This window comes from Aliiroseovarius sp. ABM4_368 (assembly GCF_056161205.1).
Genome location: NZ_JBSWYR010000001.1, coordinates 1 through 18,394 on the forward strand (window position 1 = coordinate 1; position 18,394 = coordinate 18,394).

Consider the following 18,394-nt stretch of genomic DNA (forward strand, 5'->3'; position numbering starts at 1 on the left):
TTTCAAGTTGAACCGTGCCGCCGCTCTGGCCGAGTGGCGCCAACTTTGTGCGGACTAAAGGGCAGTTACACTGTCCTTGCTCAGACGAGTTCGAATTAGTCTGACAGCACCAAGTATAATGTCCTTGCGCTTGATATGCACTTGCATGACAAGGCCACTTATCTTAACCGCCCTTTAGCCAGTGTTCACACCAAGCCAGACATCTCGTTCTTTCGGAGACCTGATATGGCGACTGGCAAATCCCGTATGATCCGCCCCCTAATGAGCAGCTCAGCCTTGGCGCTGTGCTTGACCGCAACAGCAAACGCGCAAGACGTTGAAGACGCCTATGGCGGCGATGTGTACGAGCTTGATCCGATCATTGTGCAGGCGCGTGACGACTATGGTAACGCTGCCGATCGCGCCACGTCTGTCTATGTCGCTGACGCCGAGTTGGAACGCGCACGTATGGGAGATCTCAAAGATCTCTTCGCGGGCTTGGCCAACGTGTCAGTGGGCGGTGCAATCCCAGTGGCGCAGAAGATATTTGTGAATGGCGTCGACATGCTGAACCTGTCCGTCACCGTCGATGGCGTGTCGCAGAACAACCGAATTTTCCACCATGCCAGCGCCAATGCCTTTGATCCTGGCTTGATGAAATCGGTCCGCGTGGATCCCGGCGTCGCTGCCGCAGACGCAGGCCCGTTCGCTTTGGCCGGCGCGGTTACAATGGAAACCGTCGATGCTGCGGACATCTTGGAAGAAGGCGAGACATTCGGCGGGAACACGCGTCTGAGTTTCTCGGACAATGGCGAAACCCTCCAGTCGTCTCTGACCTTCGCCGGGCGCTCGGGCGGGTTTGAATATCTTGGGTATCTCAAGCGCGCCTCGGGCGACGATTATACCTCGGGTAACGGTGACCTGATGACAGGTACGGGCGCGAACCTGTGGGCTGGCTTGTTGAAACTTGGCTATGAAGCCGAGGACGGAAGCCGCTTTGAGTTTTCAGCACAGCAATTGCAGGACAGCGAGCTGCGCAACGAACGTGCCAATTTTGGCCCATCAGGTGCCTTGTCGCTGTATGACACTGAACGCTCGATTTATTCATTCAGCTACAACGCAAACAACGATGGCGCGATGTGGGATCCGACCGTTGTGATTGGTTATTCTGAGAGCATCGTTAACAAACCTGACCCCTATGGCAGTGAAGGCGCGACCGATACGTTTTCGGCCAAAGTGCAGAACACGTTCCATCTGAGCGACGGTGGCTCGATTGTCGCAGGTGTCGACTATCAAGAACAAACAGGGTTCTATGTTGACCCCTATGATGGACCGTTCGAAGAAGTATCCGAGAACGTTGGGGTGTTCGTTCAGGCGCGCCTGGAGCCAACTGACCGGTTCAGTGTCTCGGGTGGCTTGCGTTACGACTGGCAAGATTTTAACGGCGTAACAAACTATCTGTCCCCAACCGACTATTCGGGCAGCTACTCGGGCCTTTCGGGCAATTTGTCGGTTGCATTTGATGTGACAGACAGCCTGACGCTGCGTGGTGGATACTCGAACGTGTTTGGTGGCATTTCGATCGAAGATAACTACACCTATTGGGATGATTTCGACTATGCGTCGCTTCGGGCCGCGCGATCCGAGAACTTCGTGCTGGGTGTGGATTTCGACAGCGGTCCGCTGGTTCTTGGTGCAGAAGTGTTCCGGACCCGGATTGCCAATGTACGTGACGGTGGCGGCAACTATGACTTCGAAAGCGAAGGTTTCAACGCCTACGGAACGTATGATTGGGACACTGGCTTTGCCCGACTGACCTATAGCCACAGTGAGCAAACCCGAGATGGCGTTGCCGTTTCGTCCTACAATATTCTGGATTCTGGCGCTCCGATTGGCGACGTTTTTGCATTCGAAGTCCAACAGCGGATCGACAACTGGAATATGATGGTTGGCGGCAGTCTGGATGTTGCTTTGGACTATGACAGCGGCGCAAATGAATACTCGGATATTCGGTCGCTTCCCGGCTATAGCGTCGTGAACGTGTTTGCCGAATACACGCCGCCAAGCATGGAAAATCTGACTGTACGTGCAGAAATTCAAAACCTGTTCGACGAAGATTACTCTGACCGCGCCACATATGGCGTAGATTATGACGGTTTCTCGACCCTGAAAGAGCCTGGCCGCACCTTTATGCTGACTGCCAAGCTTGATTTCTAAGGCTGTCATCAGATCATGATAAGCGCCGCTCGGTCATTTATGGTCGGGCGGCTTTATTCTGCTTGGTGCTGCGTTTCGCTGCTTGCTAGCATTTTCACCATGAGATGCGACAGGACATAGGCATCATCCGTGTCTACCAAACGCCCAAGAACGCTTTGCATAACGTCGTGATAGACCGGCCAAATTTCATGATGCTTAGCCTTTCCTTCGGGCGTCAGAAAAAGAACCTGCTTGCGCCTGCCATCGACAATATACTCGCGCCGAATATAGCCCGCTTTTTCGACGCGCCCTGTATGACGCGACAATGCATATTGCGGCAGGTAAAGACGCTCTTCGATCCGGCTCATCATGCAACCCTTCGGCCCGGCGCGATCAATCTCTAAAAGGATCTCATACCAGATCGGGTCATTGATTCCGTGCGCGCGAAGGACCTTGGCGATTTGGGGATAGAGATGTCGGTGCAAACGCATCAGATTGAACCAGACACGGTTATAGCCGACGAAAGCGTCGTCATCACCAAAGAAGTCACGGGCTTCATCGGGGGTGGGAATGGTCATGCCGGCCCTTGCTTCAAATTACTGCTGCGCAAGTTACGAGGTGTCATTGCCCTGAGCAAGGTATCCTTGCCACGAGTGATCGGGTGCGGACCTCGGACCCGGATATGCGGGGCAGATCGCCCCGCACGCCCCGTCTTATTCAGACCAGTTCAGATTGGTGAAGTTTTCGCGAAATGCGAAGGTTTCCAGATGCTTGTCGATCACGTTCTTGGCGACATCAACGGCGGCCGTATCTGACAGCTCGAACCGGACATTCAAACCCAAGCCATCCGCGGTCATAACGGCAACGCCCATGGGAAAATGACACGTCCCCTCAGTTTCGTTGTACTCGACTTCGATCTTATGGGCGAAGTGCTTGCAAAGCTGTTGCAGGTACTTCGGTCCATTTGGCGTTTCATAGGTTCCAGTCAATTCGTGCATCGATGCACCCCTTTCTGACAATTATTGTCGGATACATCTGGACTCGCTCATTTCCAGCAACTAATCAAGCGGCATTCAACATACGCAAAGCCAGCTAACGCAGCCATGCGGCATATCAGGAGAATGATGATGCTGAAGAAGCTAGCCCTTCTGGCTGCGCTGGCCGCTGGCCCGGCTTTCGCCGAAACAATTACTGTCAAAACCTATCGTGACCCAGTCGAGGTTCCTGTCAACCCGACGAACTGGGTTGTGCTTGACATCGCCGCTGCCGACACACTGAACGCGCTTGGTGTGAAGCCGGCTGGGATTGTTGAAAACGTTTATGTCGATTATCTGGATGACTTCAAAGCAGGTGCACAACCCGTCGGCAATCTGTTCGAGCCGGACTATGAAGCATTGGCTGCGATGGCACCTGATCTGATCATCGCGGGCGGCCGTTCATCCGAAGTTGCGCCCCAGTTGGCCAAGATCGCGCCGACCATCGACATGACTGTTTGGGAAGACACGATCGGGCAGGCACAGGACCGTTTGGACGCCTATGGAAAGATCTTCCAGAAGGAAGCCGAAGCCGCAGCGCTGAAGGAAGAGTTCAACGCCAAGCTGGCGGCCGCCAAATCGGCAATGGACGGCAAAGGCAAGGTGCTGATGGTCATGACCAACGGGCCGAAAATCTCGGCCTATGGCGCCTCAGGACGTTTTGGCTGGCTTTTCAGTGCACTGGGCCTTGAGGAAGCGGTCGAGAATGTCGAAGAAGCCACCCATGGCGAGGCGATCAGCTTCGAGTTCATCCGCGACGCCAACCCAGATATCTTGATCGTTCTGGATCGTCTGGCCGCCACCGGTCAGGAAGGTCAGAGCGCCGAAGCCACGCTGGACAACGCCTTGGTGCAGGAAACCAACGCTTGGAAGAACGGCAACGTTGTTCATCTGGACGGCGCGCGCGTTTACATTGCCGGGGGCGGTGTGACGGCGCTGATGCATTCGTTTGACCAGTTCGCTCAAATGTTCGGGAACTGACAGTGACACGTAGGCTGGCAAGCATTTGGGGCTTCTTTACGCTGCTTGGCCTTGCCAGCCTGTCGATCTTCGTCGGCGTCATCGATATGTCGCCGGCGGATCTTTTGCGCGACCCCGAGGCGTTGAAGCTGGTCGCGCTCAGCCGTTTTCCCCGCACAATCGCCGTGGTCATCACCGGCGCGTCGCTGGCAGTGGCGGGCACAATCATGCAAATGTTGGTGCGCAACCGATTTGTCGAACCCATGACGACAGGCACGGGGCAGGGCGCGGCATTGGGTATCTTGCTGGCGGTGACACTGACGCCGGGCGCATCGTTGCTGTTGAAGATGGGGATGGCTTCGGTAACTGCTTTGATCTCGAGCCTTGGGTTTCTTGCCATCGTGCGAAGGATCCCTCCTACGCAGCCTTTGCTGATCCCGCTGATCGGTTTGATCTATGGCGGCATCATCGGAGCAAGCGTCACCTTCATCGCTTTTCAGGCGGACCTTCTGCAGTATATCGACATCTGGATGAACGGAGAGTTTTCGGGCGTGCTGAAGGGCCGGTACGAACTGTTGTGGATTGCCGCGATTGTTGCCGGGCTGGCGTATCTGGCCGCGGACCAGTTTGCCATCGTCGGGCTGGGGCGCACTGCCAGCGTGAACCTTGGGCTGAATTACCAACAGGTTGTTTTGATCGGGCTGGTGGTCGTTTCGGTCGTCACATCATTAACAGTCGTGACGGTGGGAATGATCCCGTTTGTCGGGCTGGTGGTGCCCAACATCATCTCGCGGCTTTACGGTGACAACCTGCGCGCCACTCTGCCCATGACGGCATTTCTGGGCGCGGGGATGGTGCTTCTGTGTGACATTCTTGGGCGCGTTCTGCGCTATCCGTTTGAGATCCCGGTCGGCACGATCTTTGGTGTGATCGGCGCCGTCGTCTTTTTGTGGCTTCTAAATGCACGGCCCGCGCATCATGGCCGCTGAACTGTCCTTACCCGAGACCTCGGCCCTATCGACCGAGCGTTCGCATCAACGCAAATTGATCCTACTGATCATTCTGCTGGGGATCGCCTGCATTGGTTATATGACACTCGGATCACGTGGGAACTGGGGTTTTGTGATCCCATTTCGCGGCGTGAAGCTTGCTGCACTTATGTTGGTTGGGGTTGCTGTTTCGACCTCGACCGTATTGTTTCAGACCATCACACAGAACCGCATCTTAACACCATCCATAATGGGATTTGACGCGCTGTACGTGCTGATCCTGACGATCGGAATCTTCTTTCTTGGCGGGCAAGGCTTCTTGCAACTGCCTAACTTGGGCGTGTTTGCCGTCAATGTGACGCTGCTTGTCATGGCGTCGCTTGCACTTTTCGGCACCCTTCTGGGGCAAAGCCGAGGCGATCTGATGAAACTGCTTCTAACAGGTGTGATCTTCGCCACGCTGTTCAGGTCACTGACCTCGTTCATGCAACGCATGATCGATCCAAATGAATACGCTGTCATTCAGGTCGGATCATATGCACGGTTCACCCAAATCGAGGCCGAGCTTCTAGGGCTGGCGGCTGTCTTGCTTTTACTTGCAATCGTTTGTGCATGGCGCATGCGACATCGCCTTGATGTATTGGCGTTGGGGTATGATATGGCTGTGAACCTTGGCGAAGATCCAAAGCGCGGGCAACTTCAGGTGTTGACATTGGTCGCCGTGCTGGTGTCGGTTTCGACCGCGTTGGTTGGGCCGGTTGCCTTTCTTGGCCTCATCGTTGTTAGCCTTGCACATGTGATCACACCCAGCGCGCATCACGCTGTTTTGCTGCCTTCAGCGGCCCTTATTGCGGCGACTACTCTTGTTGGCGGTCAAACGATCATGGAGCGCGTGCTTCACCTGTCCACGCCATTGCCCGTGGTCATCGACTTCGTCGGCGGCGCCTTCTTCTTATTCCTGATCCTGTCAAAGGGGCGCAAATGATCCGCATCGAAAACCTGAGCCACTCCTTTGGTGACACGCCAATCCTGAACGATATAACACTGACTATTCCGCGCGGCGGGATTACGGCTCTTGTTGGGGCAAATGGGGCTGGAAAATCTACACTTCTGTCGTTGATCGCGCGCTTAATTCCGATCCAACGCGGAAAGATAATGGTTGATGACCTGGTGGTTGGGGACTGCGCGACAGACGAACTGGCGCGCAAGCTTTCGATCCTTCCCCAAAGCACTGACATCGCCCCGCGACTGACTGTGCGCGAACTTGTTGGTTTCGGACGATATCCGCATCACAAGGGCAGTCCGCGCCCTAAGGACCTTGCGAAAGTCGATGAGGCGATTGCGGCGTTCGATTTATATGCCATTGCAGACCGGTCATTGGACACTTTGTCCGGCGGCCAGAGGCAGCGAGCCCAGATCGCGATGATATATGTTCAAGATACAGATTTCGTGCTTCTGGACGAGCCTCTCAACAATCTTGATATTGCGGCGTCCCGCGCCCTGATGAAGCTACTACGAGAGCTTGCGCACACGCACGGGCGCACCATTATCACCGTGCTGCACGATATTAACTATGCTTGCGGTTATGCCGATCACATGGTCACTTTGGTTGATGCTGGGGTTGGTGCGATCGGGGCGCCGAAGCAAATCGTGGATGCTGATTTAATGGCCGATATATTTGCAACGGACGCCGAAGTGCATTTGGTTCAAGGGCAACCGATGGTGCGTGTCTGACTGCTGACATTGTTGATTCCGAGCTGCCGAGAAAGCCGGAAGATACTTCGATAATTGACGCGCTCCAAACCCATTGATAAGCGACGATATTGCTCCGAGTGTTCATTGTTCTGACAAGATCAATCCGCCTTAGTTTCCATGTCAGAATTCATTCCACTAACAGCATGCAGAAGATGCCTTGGCCCAACATTTCTGAGTTGACGTAAGCGACTGACGGTCTGGCCCTGTTTGGTTTGAGTTTGAGTTGGTTCGCGCTTTTGACTGCTTAGGTATCGCGCGTTGCTTCTTACGTCTTGTCGAAAAAAATAATCGCTTCACCAATGCGAATACCATATCGCGATACATAGGCGCGGTTTAGCACCCGATCATCGTCAAGCAGCCACATCCAGTCATCGAAATCCACGCGCATCGTTCCCTTTCGTACCGGCAAGTCGATGCGGTAGGTCCAATTGAACGTATCCCCATTCTCTTGGCCTGTAGCAATTCCTAGAACACCGGGAGCGGTGCCTTTCCAGGTATCTTCGCCGGTCTTCTCAAGCGTCCAGATTCGTTGTTCTGTTTCACCATCGTCATACGTGAAATCCTCGACAAGGGTCAGGATGCGACCGTTCCAAGTGCCAGTGATCTTGACGTCGAACCGGCGTTGGACCGTCCCAAACCGGTCTTGAAACTGTCCGTAAGCGACGGTTTCACCTTCGAAGAACTCTTCGAGGTTAAGCTTGCGGTCCGACAGCGGCGGGTCCTTAATGTCTGGAGCCCCTGCACAGGCCGACAGTGCTAGGGTCACCACCGCCAACGCGCCGAGTACACGTTTCTTCTGCATCATCATGGCGTGGACCTCGTGCTTCGTTTCGGACTACTGGGATGGATTGGGATCTGGGCGCATCGTTGCGATAAGCTCGGCGACCTTGATACCGAACTTGCGCAATTCTGACTTGTTCATGATCACGCCACTTTCGGTCAGATAAAGCCAGTCCGTGACAGATAAGGTGTGACCTCCGGCCTCTTCGGGCAGCACGATCTGGTATTCCATCTTGATGGTTGACCCCGATACCGTGCCGCGCGCCTCTCCGATGATGTCATCGGCCGTGGCGGTGAATGTGTTTCCCTCGCCCAGCGTCAGAAACCACTTGCGGCTTTGCTGTCTGCCGTTTGAATACGTGAACTCTTCGCTCAGTGTTCCGGTATTTCCCTCCCACTCGCCGTGCATCTTGGCGACAAAGCTGTTGGCCATTTTACCCGTTGGCCCATAGATCAGCCCTTCGGACAGGATTGGGCCTGACAGATGCGTTTTAAGAATGAAATCAGGTCCTGTGTCGGCATAATCATCGGGGCTTTGCGCCCGGAAGCTGAGAAACAGGGATTTGGCAAGCAATGCCAACAGCACCAGCAAGGGGATAATCGTCAGAAGTTTCATGTGGTTTGACCCTCAGAGGGAAGCGCAAGGACAAGGCTCATTGCGCCAAGTTTCAGGATGCATGGAATGACTGCGTAGGAAACGTTCAAAGTGGTCAGCGCATTGGCACTGTTGGGCACTCCGGGCGTGAAGCCGCTGCGTTCCAGCAGGGGAAGAACAAGGAAGGCCGCCAAGGCAAGGCCCAGTTTTCCGGCAAAGGACCAGATCCCAAACGCAAGCGATGGCTCAAGTCCTGCGCGATTGAGCGCGACCGAGAACATGGCCGGAAGGATCACCATATCGGCGCCCAATGCCGCACCAGACATGACGCAGACCATGGCGAACCCAACAAGATTGCCCGAGGCTAGAAACGCGGCCCCGGCAAAGCCTACAATCGCAAGAGGCATGGCGATCAGCAGGGTCTGCTTTGGCCCGACGCGATGGCTTAGCCGCGTCCAAAGTGGCAGGCTCAAACCTGCGCTTAGAAAAAACAGAATGAGCAAAGGACCGGCCTTGCCGGGAAGGTTCAGGCGATCTTCGACAAAGAACAGAAACAGCGTTGACGTGATGGCGACAGGCAGGCTGTTGACCAGTGCCAGAACCAAAAGCCGCATTCCGCCGGATTGGCTGAGGCCAGCAAGCGATAAGGGCTGTCCCGGGATTGGGCGACGTTGCCAAATCGGGAATGAGAACGCGGCGCATGCCAAGGCCAGTGCACCAAGGAACAGGCCAAAAGCCGGATAGCCTTGTGCGCTAGCCCCCATGGCTACAAGGATGGTTGGTACGATGGAGGCGACAATCACTCCGGTCAGCATGCCCCCCTCGCGGAAGGCTGCCATCGTCATTAATGCCTGTGGAGTTGGTGTGGATGCGAGCGTTGCGCTGCGCGCGTAAAGCAGGATCATGCCAAGGCTGTAGCTTGAGAACAGCAGCACAAGGATTGCGATGATTTGGGCAACGACATTCGGGCCTGCATTCAAGCCAAACAAAAGTGGAAAGCCTATTGCAAGCCCGATGGCCGCCGTGACCGCAAAGGCACTTTGAGCGTTCGGCCAACGATCGATGGCCCAGCCGATCAGCGGATCTTGCACCAGATCAACAAGGCGGATCACCAGAAGGATCGTGCCCACAGCGCCCAAGCCAATGCCCAAGTTCAGCGACGCAAAACGCGGCAGATGAATGTAAAGCGGAATGCCCGCCGCGGCCAGCATCATGGCATAGAGACTGACACGCGGGTACAACATTACTCGCCCTTCAGTTTACTGGTGAAGGATTTCGAGCGGGTCTTGTCGCCCAGAAAAATACCCATGAAGCGGGATTTGATTTGCGGGTGTGAAAGCGTGCAGGTGCGTTTGCCATTCAGCCAGAATGCAATCTTGTTCTGGCCTTGAGACACCGCAGTATAGCGGTCCCCTTTGCGCACATCGTCAAAACAGTCTTCAAGTTGGCCGCGGACCGGTACATTAGATCCCAAACGCGCAAACTCGCGCATGGTTCCTTCGACCAGATCAAACTCGGTCAAATTGCGCATGTATTGCAGTTCGAGCCCGAAATCCTGCCCCCAGTCCAAAGGCGCACCTGATTGCGTGAGCAGCCGCGCTTTGTAAAGCGGGAAGCCAACAAATCGGAATGTCGCAGCCCCCCTCAGCTCTGCATTCGGCAGCACGGATTCAACCGTATTCGCCTGCGCGCTTTCGGATGCCAATAGAAACCACAGAACGGCCAAAGTGCTACGCATGGGCCAGCTCCACCTGAACCACATTGGTGTGGCCGACGGCGAACGAAGCCGCGCAAATCTCGAGATAGTATTGCCAGTTGCGGAAGAAGCTTTCGCTATATCCCATCTCGGTGATCCGACGTTTTTGCGCAGATAGGCGCTCGGCCCAGATCCGGCAAGTTTGGGCATAGTCCTGTCCAAAGGCAAAGTTGTCACGCACTGCAAGTCCAGCATCGTTGGCTTGCTTCGCAATCACGCTGTCTGAAAGCAGCATGCCGCCAGGAAATACGTACTGGCGAATATAGTCGGACGAGGTTTTATAGGTCTCGAAGAAACTGTCTTTGACCGTGATCGCCTGCAACAGCACACGTCCACCTTCAGCAAGGCTGCGTTTCAGGGTCGAGAAATAGCTGGGCCAGTAGCGAGTTCCGACAGCCTCGATCATCTCGATCGAGACGATGTTGTCGTATTTCCCGTCAATGTCGCGATAGTCGCGCAACAGAATATCGGCACGCCCATCAAGGCGGCACTCGGCATAGCTGTGTTGATTGCGCGAGATTGTCACACCAGTGACATCGCGGCCATCTTGGCTTGCGTGTTCAGCAAAACCGCCCCAGCCGCAGCCGATTTCCAGCACACGCTCGCCGTCGTTAAGCCGCGACATCGCGCGGTCGTTCTTGCGGGTCTGCGCGCGCGCCAGATCGTTGTCACCGTCGTCAAACAGGCCAGAAGAATAGGTCATGCCCTCATCCAACCAAAGCGCATAGAACTCGTTGCCAACGTCATAATGCGACCGGATATTCTTGCGCGATCCGCGGCGTGAATTTGCGCGCATGACTGTGTCCACCAACCGGAATTTCGCCTTGTGAAACGGGCTGGCCTGATCATAGGAACCAAGGTGATCGCGGTTGTTCATCGCCAACGCCATCAGCCCTTCGACCGACGGTGTGTCCCACATGCCCTGCACATAAGTTTCACCCAGACCAACCTGCCCATGCGCGGCCATGGCCGACACAGCGGACCAATCGCGAATGACCATTTCGGCCTCGGGGCCGGATGTTCCGAACTGATAGCGTTCGCCTTCGGGGGTGCGAAGGGTCAGTTGCCCTTCACGCAGTCGCTCGCAGGTCGACAGGAAGTTCGACTTCAGGGCTTTGTTCGTAAGACGCATGGTCCATTCCTTTGAGTTGGTGAGTGGTGGTAAGCGCGCGGACGATGCGCATTGCACTGGCGATGCCATCCTCGTGGAAGCCATGCCGGTTCCAGGCGCCGGCAAACCACGTGTGGTTCTGGCCCTGCATCTGGCGGATGTCTTGCTGAGCTTCCAGGGCAGCCTTGTCGAATACGGGATGGTGGAACTCGACCTCGTCATAGATCGCGTCCTGTGGGATCGGCTTCGAGGGGTTCAGTGTGACGAACAGCGGATCGCTTTCAGGGATGCCCTGAAGCTTGTTCATCCAATAGGTGACGCCAATGTCTCCGTCTTGCGACCGATATGACCAACTTGACCAAGCTGCCTTGCGACGCGGCATCTGCCCGGTGTCGCAATGAAGCACGGCTGTGTTGGGTTGGTAGCGGATGCTTGCAAGGGCTGTGGCCTCGGCTTTGGTGGCGTTCTCACCCAAGATCTTCAGCGATTGGTCAGAATGACAGGCAAGGATTAATTCGTCGAATGTCGACAGCTGTCCGTCATCTGTATGGATGTGCACACCGAAGTCGTCGCGCTGTACATGTTTGACTGGCGTGTTTTTGCGGATGTCGCAGCCCCGAGCGACCAAAGCGGCCTCAAGCCTGCGAACATACTCGATGCTGCCACCTTTGACGGTCCACCACTGGTGTTCTCCTGCTCCGGCCAAAAGCGCGTGGTTGCGGAAGAACTGTACCAGAGATTTTGCCGGGAACTGATCCACCTCGGCCACAGGCGTTGACCAGATCGCGCCACACATCGGCATGAGATAGTTGTTGCGAAACCAGTTCCCCAACCCCAGCTCTTCCACGAGTTCCCCGATCGTTTTATCGTCATCCTTAGCGGCGGCCTCAGCGCGTTTCCCGAACCGCAGAATGTCGGCAATCATTTTCAGAAACTGAGGACGCAGCAAGTTGCCCTTCTGAGCAGTGATCGCGGTCAGGGTATTCAGTCCGTATTCCAATTGGCCGTCATTGATGCTGGCCCCAAAGCTCATTTCGCTTTTGATCACGGGCACGTCGAGGTCACGAAACAGACGCGTCAGGTTGGGATAGGTAACATAGTTGAAGACGATAAACCCCGTATCGACTGGTTGGTTGCCGCTCTTCCCTGCCATGACGGTGCGCGCGTGCCCGCCCAATCGCGGTGCGGCTTCGAACAAAGTGACATCATGAAAGGGTGCCAAGTAATACGCGGCGGAAAGGCCCGAAATGCCGCCACCGATGATGGCAATTCTTTTGCGCGGGCCGTGGGTTTGATCGTACATTCTGTCCTCACCTTTCGGATGGTATAAAAAGAGTACGCGAGTCTTTGACGATCGGATCATTTTTGTTTGGAAAATCTTTCACCTAGAGTGATCCAAACACCCCTTGCGCGCGTAGAGACCGTATGATGCTGGAACACATTCAGGCCCAAACCACTCACGCACGTCGTGGCGCGCTTAAGAACGCGTTCACCTATGGCGTGGATTATGTGCTGACAGATCTTGGCCCGGCCCAACCGCTCTTGATCTCTCGAAATCGGTTTAACCTGTGGTCACTTTGGGATTGCCGCCATGGCGGCACACGTGATGACGGGCTCGGAGTAGCTTGGTTCCGATCCATCCTTGAAGAACGCGGGATGCCGACCGATAACGCAGAGCTTTTGCTGCTTACTCAGCCCAGCTTCTTGTGGTTTCATTTCAACCCGGTCAGCTTCTGGATCGCTCTTGTGGACGGTATGCCGCGTGCCTTTGTCGCCGAGGTCAACAGCACCTTCGGCCAGCGCCATTGTTATTTCTGTGCACGTGACGGTTTCGCGCCGATCCGGAAGGGCGACACTTTGATCGCCGAGAAACTGATGCATGTTTCGCCCTTTCAGAAGGTTGCGGGCCATTATGAATTCAACTTCGGTATGACCGACGAAAAAATCGACATTCGGATTTCTTTCAAGAATGGCGACCATGGCGTGTTGGCCACCTTGTGTGGCGAACGCCATCCGGCAACCAGCGCTTCGTTGGCATGGGCCGCGATCCGCCGCCCATTGGGTGCTGCTAGGGTGGTGGCTTTGATACATTGGCAGGCTGCGATCTTGTATCTGAAACGCGCCCCGTTCCTGAAAAAACAAAGCCCGCCTGAAACGCTTGTCAGCGATGGGCGTGATCTGCGTGGAGTCGAAGAATGACCTCGTTTCAAGGAAAGACCTATTGGCTTGTCGGGGCCAGCGAAGGCTTGGGACGGGCTTTGGCGAAGCGGCTGGATGAAGAAGGCGCGCGCTTGATCCTGTCTGCGCGCAATGCTGATCGGCTTAAGAGCCTGAGCCGTGAGTTGAAGAACGCCAAAGTGGTTGCGCTGGATGTCACCGACACCTCTGCTGTCCGGGAGGCCGCCGCGTCTGTTGGGGCGATAGATGGGGTAATCTATAACGCAGGCGCTTACGATCCTATGCGCGCCACCGAATGGGACAGCGATGCGGCGCTTCGAATAAGTGACGTCAATTTCACAGGCGTGCTGCGTGTTCTGGGTGAAGTCGTTCCAAAATATGTCGAAAACGGCCAAGGAGACATCACGCTGGTCGGGTCACTGTCTGGGTATCGCGGTTTGCCTGCAGCAATAGGATATGGAGCCAGCAAAGCCGCACTTATCAGCTTGGCCGAGACCATGCGTTTTGATCTGAAGGGAACCGGCGTGACCGTGCGCCTGGTCAATCCCGGTTTCATCAAAACGCGATTGACCGAGAAGAACAGCTTTAGCATGCCGATGCTGATGACGCCCGAGAATGCAGCGGAACATGTGCTCTCAGCGATGAAGAAACGTCGGTTCCGCACGGATTTCCCGGCACCGTTTTCTTGGGCGATCCGCTGCTTGGAATACCTGCCGGACATTCTTGTGTATCGAGGAAAGTGAAAGCCTCTTCCTCCGTCCGACCGCCACCATCCTGCCTGCACGAAAAAAGGCCGATGCGTTTCGGAATTGAAGGCATCGACCTTTGAGGAAGTTGCTCCGGCCTTTTGGGGCCGAAGCTGGGGGATTAGTGGCAGGCAGGGCGTGTGCCCGGCAGCAGCACTTTGTCGATGACATGGATTACGCCGTTGTCGGCTTTGATGTCTGCAATCACCACGTTTGCCATCTCGCCGGTGCCATCGGCGATCTTCACACCGTCTGAACTTGCTGTGATGCACAGGCGTTCACTGGCTAGGATTGGTTTGAAGTAGTTTGAGCCCGCGGGGATCATCCCAGCCATCAGCTTGCGATCATCCACGTGGTAAAGCAGCACATTGGTCAGCTGGCCTTTGTTTTCGGGTTTCAGCAGCGTTTCAACCGTGCCCTCTGGCAACGCAGCGAAGGCATCATTCACAGGCGCGTAAACTGTGAATGGACCCGGACTCGATAGGGTCTCGGCCAAACCAGCAGCCGTCACAGCAGCAACGAGTGTCGAGAAACGTTCGTCAGCAGCGGCGATCTCGACAATATTGTCGGCATGGGCGGCAACGGCAGACACGCTGAGCGCTGCGGCGGCGATGGCGGTTTTAAACTTCGATTTCATCTTAGAAACTCCTAGTCGGCGGGCATGAGTAACCCTGTTTGTTTTCGTGTTCGTATAAGGAGTACGGCACAGTGCTTGGGGCGGATCTTTGGTTCACGGATTCGTGACCTAAGCTTCTGATAACAAAAAATAAACCACCGCAAATACGGTGGTTTACTGAGGTTCGCTAGGGTGGGGGAAGTCAGATCCGGAATAAGGGCTGTAGAAGCCTCGGCATCAGCGCGCTGAAACGCAATCTGGCGTCGGTCGCGGCAAGGCAGATACAAGCATCACCCGGATCGGCAATCGGCGTGTGTTCCAGCGTTTCGTCGGCAATCTCGATGTCACCTACACCGAAGCGACCGGTGTCGTCACTAAAGCTGCCTTGCAAAACAAGCGTCAATTCCAGCCCATTGTGGCTGTGATCGGGAACGGCTTGGCCGGGCGGGATGTACAAAAGCCTGACAGAGCCGTTGGCATCGGCTGACAGGATATCTTGCCGAACGCCCATGCCCAATTTCTGCCACTTGAGCGCGCGGCCTTGCATGGCTTCCATAACCGGGCCGGGATAGATCCCATTCCGTTCAAAGACAGGTTCGGGCGTAAATGGTTCATCCAGCTGCGCAAAAATATTGTCCTTAAGCGACGATGACACCGCCACAGCATTGGTATCTTCCAATACGGCCCCACCGACAGCTTGATGCGCCTCAAGCGCCACGCGACATTGCGGGCAAAGCGAAACATGGCTGGCCACGGCCACAGCAAACGCATGCGGAAGCGTTCCAGCTGCATAGGCCGCCAACATGGCGTCGGGGACGTGATGGTTTATGGCACTCATTGTTTGAGGTCCTTCAACTCGTGTCTCAAACGTTCCAGCCCCAGCCGGATACGTGACTTAATCGTTCCTAAGGGAAGTCCGGTCTGAGCGCTGATTTCTTGATGCGTCAGCTCGCCCATATAGGCCTTCTCGATGATCTCGCGCTGCTCTGACTTCAGGTTGGCGAGGGCTTGTTTCAACTGTCCGGCCTCTTGCTCAAGGCCCAGAATCTGGCTGGCGTCCGGTTCCGTTCCCGGTTCTTCTTTCAGCTCTTCCGGCATCGGGCGATTTTCTTTGCGCGCGATGTCGATATGTCGATTGCGCGCGATTTGATAAATCCAAGCGGACACCTGCGCGCGGTGCGGATCAAACGAAGCCGCTTTGCGCCAAATGGTCAGCATCACGTCTTGAACGATCTCTTCGGCCTGATGAGCCGAAGCACCTGAGCGAATGATGAACCCCTTAAGCCGAGGCGCGAAATAATCGAACAAAGCAGAGAATGCGGCACGATCACGGTTGTCCCGAACGGCAAGCATCAATTTTGTCTGTTGGGAGTAATCGGTTCGGCTTTGCGACACAGCTTCTCTTTCGTGGCGAGAGCTCGCGCAGATCTGCTTCGCGCCGCTCGGGATATCAAGTGTTTGTGTCAACATACCCTAATTACGCAGGACTGTGAAATCCGGATCACATTTTCCGAGGAAGTATGCATTACGGCAGTATGAGAAATCGGTGAGTGCGACCTAAGACGGCTTCTGCGTCAAGATCCCAACAAAATATGCTGCGCCCTGCGAAGCGGATTTGACCAGCTAAGCTTGGTGCTGGCCCAGAGGTTTGCTGCGATGCCATTGTTCGACATGATGCCAAGCGCGCCTTCTGTGTCAGCGCTGATGTAAAGTGCGCAGGTCGAACCCGCCGTTCCACCATTTGCAAGAAGTATGTCAGGGGATGATTTGTTCCGCTTTGTGCTTATCCAGCCAGAGCACTGCGCTGTTGATTGCATACGTCGATCTCGACCTAAGCTGAAAATCGGCTGGGTCGATCGCTTAATAGCAAGGTCCAGCGTTGTTTCGGGCGCCGTAAGCGCGCGGATGACGGCGTTGGAAAATCGTGCAAGATCGCGGGGCGTGGACCGCAGAATGCCCGCGCCCGCCAAAGCGTCAAACGACCATGGCACCGCTGCGTTTCCGTTCGCGTATCTTGGCTGCATGAAGCGCAGTTTTTGATCGCCACCCGGATTTCTTGTTGTGTCAGATAACCCGAGCGGGAGGATGACTTTCTTGGCGAGCAAGCTGGAAAACTGCCCTCCATCCTGAATGGCCATGGCCTCGCCCAACAATCCGAAACCAAGGTTTGAATAGCGATGGCGCAGGTTGCTCTTGGGGTCTTTACCACGCCAGTTACGCAAACAGTCGAGCAAATCAGCCCGCGTGAAGTTGGCATAGGGGCCTTCGGGTTGCTGCTGTAGCAGGGCTTTCCAGATGGGAACGTAGATGTTTGGCAGACCGCTGGTATGAGAGGCCAAGCGATATGGCGTGATCCACTGCGGGACATCTTTAAGCGTATCTGACATTTCGGAAACCGGCGCGAGCGGATCAATCTTTCCTTCTTCGATCAGCACGCACAACAATATGGCAGTGAACACCTTAGTGATCGAGCCGATTTCGAAGGTTAGGTCGTCCCAAGGGGCCCCAGTTTCGTTTGGACCCGACCCAATGATGTCGCGTTTACCTCCCCTCAAGTGAAACGCGACCACTGTATGTTGCGCGCCTTGGTAGGGCTGCATCATGGTTTGCAACTGCGATGCCAGACTGTTCATAGTGTCATCAAATCCAAGGCGGTTTTCAGCACGCGCGCCCATGTTTTGCGGCCAAATCCAGCACGCTGAACATGAAGCCAATCGGTCGTCTTGGCGCATCGGTTTGGTTGAAGCTGCCGACCAGATAGATGTCTGGTGCTGGCGCGTAGAAAGCGAAGGATCCGCTGGCCCCGGAATGCCCAATCAACTCGGGTGTTTTGCGAAGTAGGGTCATCCATCGCGGCAGTTTGACCCGCATAAGGCCAAAGCCATATTGGATCGGGAAAAACAGTTTGTTCCACTGGCGCATCTGCGCGGCGCTTTGCGGTTGGAGAAGCTGATCTCGCATGAAAGCGCGCAGGAAGACCAGCAGTTCGTCCATGGTCGAGATTATGCCGCCATCGGCCGACATGCTGGTCAGGATCTGTGGGATGTTGAGCAAACGATCCTTGTGATAAACGGGCAGTCCAACATCCGTGCCATCCAAAACCCGGGTTTGCATAAGCCCCAGCGGCGCGCAGATGCGGGCTTGCAAGGCTTGGTTAAAGCTTTGGCCAGTCACGCATTCGATCACCGCACCAAGAAGCTGGAAATTCGTATCGGAATAGTAGGAACGCCCGCTGCCGGGCGCGGCTTGCGGCGGCAAAGCACGCGTCATCTGCAAGACGTCTTCCAGCCCATAGCTGCGGTCGTTGCTTGCTTTCAAATCCGCTGCCAGATCGCTTTCGTAATAGTCGGCAAGGCCCGATGTTTGGTGAAGTAAATGGCGGATGGTCAAACTTGGACCAAAGTCCGCGCCATTCACCGCATGAAGACCTGACAAGTCGACCTTTGCCAGGACGCTCTCGATGGTCTGGTCCAGTTCGATGAGGCCTTCTTCCACCAATTGCATGATCATCGTTGCGGTGAACATCTTAGTGATGCTCGCAATTGGGAAACGCGTGCCCGGCGTGGCACTGCCAGCACTGCCTTTGAAATCCACGCCACCGTCGCCCGATTGCACGCGTAAGATCACACCATGGCTATGTGCTTTTCTGCTTTCCTTCTCAATCAAGGCTTGTAGGTGCTGGTCGAGGGGCATGGATTT

Annotated in this window: 20 protein-coding genes; 7 read left to right on the plus strand and 13 right to left on the minus strand. The window is 55.3% G+C overall.

The annotated features are described in order from the left end of the window. The first annotated feature begins 225 nt into the window (after window positions 1–225). Window positions 226–2,196, plus strand: a complete 1,971-nt coding sequence (locus ACXAH3_RS00005) for a TonB-dependent receptor plug domain-containing protein (protein ID WP_474860009.1) — start codon at window positions 226–228, stop codon at window positions 2,194–2,196. Window positions 2,197–2,249: 53 nt separating this feature from the next. Here the strand turns inward: ACXAH3_RS00005 and ACXAH3_RS00010 are convergent, their stop codons facing one another. Both ACXAH3_RS00010 and ACXAH3_RS00015 read right to left on the minus strand, forming a co-directional pair. Continuing rightward, window positions 2,250–2,753, minus strand: coding sequence for a MarR family winged helix-turn-helix transcriptional regulator (locus tag ACXAH3_RS00010; protein WP_474860010.1), 504 nt, complete (start codon window positions 2,751–2,753; stop codon window positions 2,250–2,252). A 135-nt stretch (window positions 2,754–2,888) separates the two neighbouring features. Further along, a complete protein-coding gene (locus ACXAH3_RS00015) occupies window positions 2,889–3,173 on the minus strand; it encodes a DUF2218 domain-containing protein (RefSeq protein WP_474860011.1) in 285 nt (94 codons plus the stop codon). A gap of 129 nt (window positions 3,174–3,302) precedes the next feature. Here ACXAH3_RS00015 and ACXAH3_RS00020 point away from each other — a divergent pair, with 129 nt between their 5' ends. The 4 genes from ACXAH3_RS00020 to ACXAH3_RS00035 are packed head-to-tail and all read left to right on the plus strand — an operon-like array spanning window position 3,303 to window position 6,892. Continuing rightward, window positions 3,303–4,190, plus strand: coding sequence for a siderophore ABC transporter substrate-binding protein (locus ACXAH3_RS00020; RefSeq protein WP_474860012.1), 888 nt, complete (start codon window positions 3,303–3,305; stop codon window positions 4,188–4,190). Between the two features lie 2 nt (window positions 4,191–4,192). Beyond that, the gene (locus tag ACXAH3_RS00025) at window positions 4,193–5,158 is read left to right on the plus strand and encodes an ABC transporter permease (RefSeq protein WP_474860013.1); all 966 of its coding nucleotides are present in this window, start codon (window positions 4,193–4,195) and stop codon (window positions 5,156–5,158) included. Continuing rightward, window positions 5,130–6,143 carry an iron chelate uptake ABC transporter family permease subunit gene (locus ACXAH3_RS00030; protein ID WP_474860014.1) on the plus strand — a complete coding sequence of 338 codons (1,014 nt, stop codon included), beginning with the start codon at window positions 5,130–5,132 and terminating at the stop codon, window positions 6,141–6,143. The genes ACXAH3_RS00025 and ACXAH3_RS00030 overlap by 29 nt, the downstream gene beginning before the upstream one ends. Beyond that, window positions 6,140–6,892, plus strand: a complete 753-nt coding sequence (locus ACXAH3_RS00035; RefSeq protein ID WP_474860015.1) for an iron ABC transporter ATP-binding protein — start codon at window positions 6,140–6,142, stop codon at window positions 6,890–6,892. Before ACXAH3_RS00030 ends, ACXAH3_RS00035 begins: the two co-directional genes overlap by 4 nt. A gap of 286 nt (window positions 6,893–7,178) precedes the next feature. On the opposite strand, the gene ACXAH3_RS00040 is transcribed toward ACXAH3_RS00035, so the two are convergent. From ACXAH3_RS00040 to ACXAH3_RS00065, 6 genes are read right to left on the minus strand one after another with little or no spacing between them, the layout of a single operon-like run. Then, the gene (locus tag ACXAH3_RS00040; RefSeq protein ID WP_474861129.1) at window positions 7,179–7,718 is read right to left on the minus strand and encodes a DUF3833 family protein; all 540 of its coding nucleotides are present in this window, start codon (window positions 7,716–7,718) and stop codon (window positions 7,179–7,181) included. Between the two features lie 30 nt (window positions 7,719–7,748). Then, on the minus strand, window positions 7,749–8,309 hold the full coding sequence (locus ACXAH3_RS00045; RefSeq protein ID WP_474860016.1) for a DUF3833 domain-containing protein: 561 nt from the start codon (window positions 8,307–8,309) through the stop codon (window positions 7,749–7,751). After that, entirely contained in the window at window positions 8,306–9,532 is a 1,227-nt protein-coding gene (locus ACXAH3_RS00050) for an MFS transporter (RefSeq protein ID WP_474860018.1), read from the minus strand. The genes ACXAH3_RS00045 and ACXAH3_RS00050 overlap by 4 nt, the downstream gene beginning before the upstream one ends. Further along, a complete protein-coding gene (locus tag ACXAH3_RS00055) occupies window positions 9,532–10,026 on the minus strand; it encodes a hypothetical protein (RefSeq protein WP_474860019.1) in 495 nt (164 codons plus the stop codon). The genes ACXAH3_RS00050 and ACXAH3_RS00055 overlap by 1 nt, the downstream gene beginning before the upstream one ends. Further along, entirely contained in the window at window positions 10,019–11,176 is a 1,158-nt protein-coding gene (locus ACXAH3_RS00060; RefSeq protein WP_474860020.1) for a class I SAM-dependent methyltransferase, read from the minus strand. Before ACXAH3_RS00060 ends, ACXAH3_RS00055 begins: the two co-directional genes overlap by 8 nt. Further along, window positions 11,115–12,458, minus strand: a complete 1,344-nt coding sequence (locus tag ACXAH3_RS00065) for an NAD(P)/FAD-dependent oxidoreductase (protein WP_474860021.1) — start codon at window positions 12,456–12,458, stop codon at window positions 11,115–11,117. The genes ACXAH3_RS00060 and ACXAH3_RS00065 overlap by 62 nt, the downstream gene beginning before the upstream one ends. A 125-nt stretch (window positions 12,459–12,583) precedes the next feature. Between ACXAH3_RS00065 and ACXAH3_RS00070 the strand changes: the two genes are divergently transcribed. Together ACXAH3_RS00070 and ACXAH3_RS00075 are read left to right on the plus strand one after the other, a co-directional pair. Then, on the plus strand, window positions 12,584–13,354 hold the full coding sequence (locus ACXAH3_RS00070) for a DUF1365 domain-containing protein (RefSeq protein ID WP_474860022.1): 771 nt from the start codon (window positions 12,584–12,586) through the stop codon (window positions 13,352–13,354). After that, complete coding sequence (locus ACXAH3_RS00075; protein WP_474860023.1) at window positions 13,351–14,076, plus strand: SDR family NAD(P)-dependent oxidoreductase; 726 nt, start codon at window positions 13,351–13,353, stop codon at window positions 14,074–14,076. Before ACXAH3_RS00070 ends, ACXAH3_RS00075 begins: the two co-directional genes overlap by 4 nt. A 124-nt stretch (window positions 14,077–14,200) precedes the next feature. Here the strand turns inward: ACXAH3_RS00075 and ACXAH3_RS00080 are convergent, their stop codons facing one another. From ACXAH3_RS00080 to ACXAH3_RS00100, 5 genes are all read right to left on the minus strand, one after another. Beyond that, on the minus strand, window positions 14,201–14,716 hold the full coding sequence (locus tag ACXAH3_RS00080) for a fasciclin domain-containing protein (protein ID WP_474860024.1): 516 nt from the start codon (window positions 14,714–14,716) through the stop codon (window positions 14,201–14,203). Between the two features lie 181 nt (window positions 14,717–14,897). Beyond that, entirely contained in the window at window positions 14,898–15,533 is a 636-nt protein-coding gene (locus ACXAH3_RS00085) for a ChrR family anti-sigma-E factor (RefSeq protein ID WP_474860025.1), read from the minus strand. Then, window positions 15,530–16,165 carry a sigma-70 family RNA polymerase sigma factor gene (locus ACXAH3_RS00090; protein ID WP_474860026.1) on the minus strand — a complete coding sequence of 212 codons (636 nt, stop codon included), beginning with the start codon at window positions 16,163–16,165 and terminating at the stop codon, window positions 15,530–15,532. The genes ACXAH3_RS00085 and ACXAH3_RS00090 overlap by 4 nt, the downstream gene beginning before the upstream one ends. A 104-nt stretch (window positions 16,166–16,269) precedes the next feature. Then, a complete protein-coding gene (locus ACXAH3_RS00095; RefSeq protein WP_474860027.1) occupies window positions 16,270–17,427 on the minus strand; it encodes a serine hydrolase domain-containing protein in 1,158 nt (385 codons plus the stop codon). Beyond that, window positions 17,354–18,388: a serine hydrolase domain-containing protein gene (locus ACXAH3_RS00100; RefSeq protein ID WP_474860028.1), complete on the minus strand. Its 1,035-nt coding sequence runs from the start codon at window positions 18,386–18,388 to the stop codon at window positions 17,354–17,356. Before ACXAH3_RS00100 ends, ACXAH3_RS00095 begins: the two co-directional genes overlap by 74 nt. Window positions 18,389–18,394: the final 6 nt, after the last annotated feature.

Coding starts and splice junctions, on each gene's coding strand:
- ACXAH3_RS00095 (WP_474860027.1), bottom strand. CDS start 17,427: ATGCGCCAAGACGACCGATTGGCTTCATGTTCAGCGTGCTGGATTTGG.
- ACXAH3_RS00035 (WP_474860015.1), top strand. CDS start 6,140: ATGATCCGCATCGAAAACCTGAGCCACTCCTTTGGTGACACGCCAATC.
- ACXAH3_RS00045 (WP_474860016.1), bottom strand. CDS start 8,309: ATGAAACTTCTGACGATTATCCCCTTGCTGGTGCTGTTGGCATTGCTT.
- ACXAH3_RS00070 (WP_474860022.1), top strand. CDS start 12,584: ATGCTGGAACACATTCAGGCCCAAACCACTCACGCACGTCGTGGCGCG.
- ACXAH3_RS00030 (WP_474860014.1), top strand. CDS start 5,130: ATGCACGGCCCGCGCATCATGGCCGCTGAACTGTCCTTACCCGAGACC.
- ACXAH3_RS00050 (WP_474860018.1), bottom strand. CDS start 9,532: ATGTTGTACCCGCGTGTCAGTCTCTATGCCATGATGCTGGCCGCGGCG.
- ACXAH3_RS00065 (WP_474860021.1), bottom strand. CDS start 12,458: ATGTACGATCAAACCCACGGCCCGCGCAAAAGAATTGCCATCATCGGT.
- ACXAH3_RS00090 (WP_474860026.1), bottom strand. CDS start 16,165: ATGTTGACACAAACACTTGATATCCCGAGCGGCGCGAAGCAGATCTGC.
- ACXAH3_RS00100 (WP_474860028.1), bottom strand. CDS start 18,388: ATGCCCCTCGACCAGCACCTACAAGCCTTGATTGAGAAGGAAAGCAGA.
- ACXAH3_RS00055 (WP_474860019.1), bottom strand. CDS start 10,026: ATGCGTAGCACTTTGGCCGTTCTGTGGTTTCTATTGGCATCCGAAAGC.
- ACXAH3_RS00010 (WP_474860010.1), bottom strand. CDS start 2,753: ATGACCATTCCCACCCCCGATGAAGCCCGTGACTTCTTTGGTGATGAC.
- ACXAH3_RS00015 (WP_474860011.1), bottom strand. CDS start 3,173: ATGCACGAATTGACTGGAACCTATGAAACGCCAAATGGACCGAAGTAC.
- ACXAH3_RS00060 (WP_474860020.1), bottom strand. CDS start 11,176: ATGCGTCTTACGAACAAAGCCCTGAAGTCGAACTTCCTGTCGACCTGC.
- ACXAH3_RS00075 (WP_474860023.1), top strand. CDS start 13,351: ATGACCTCGTTTCAAGGAAAGACCTATTGGCTTGTCGGGGCCAGCGAA.
- ACXAH3_RS00080 (WP_474860024.1), bottom strand. CDS start 14,716: ATGAAATCGAAGTTTAAAACCGCCATCGCCGCCGCAGCGCTCAGCGTG.
- ACXAH3_RS00020 (WP_474860012.1), top strand. CDS start 3,303: ATGCTGAAGAAGCTAGCCCTTCTGGCTGCGCTGGCCGCTGGCCCGGCT.
- ACXAH3_RS00005 (WP_474860009.1), top strand. CDS start 226: ATGGCGACTGGCAAATCCCGTATGATCCGCCCCCTAATGAGCAGCTCA.
- ACXAH3_RS00040 (WP_474861129.1), bottom strand. CDS start 7,718: ATGATGCAGAAGAAACGTGTACTCGGCGCGTTGGCGGTGGTGACCCTA.
- ACXAH3_RS00085 (WP_474860025.1), bottom strand. CDS start 15,533: ATGAGTGCCATAAACCATCACGTCCCCGACGCCATGTTGGCGGCCTAT.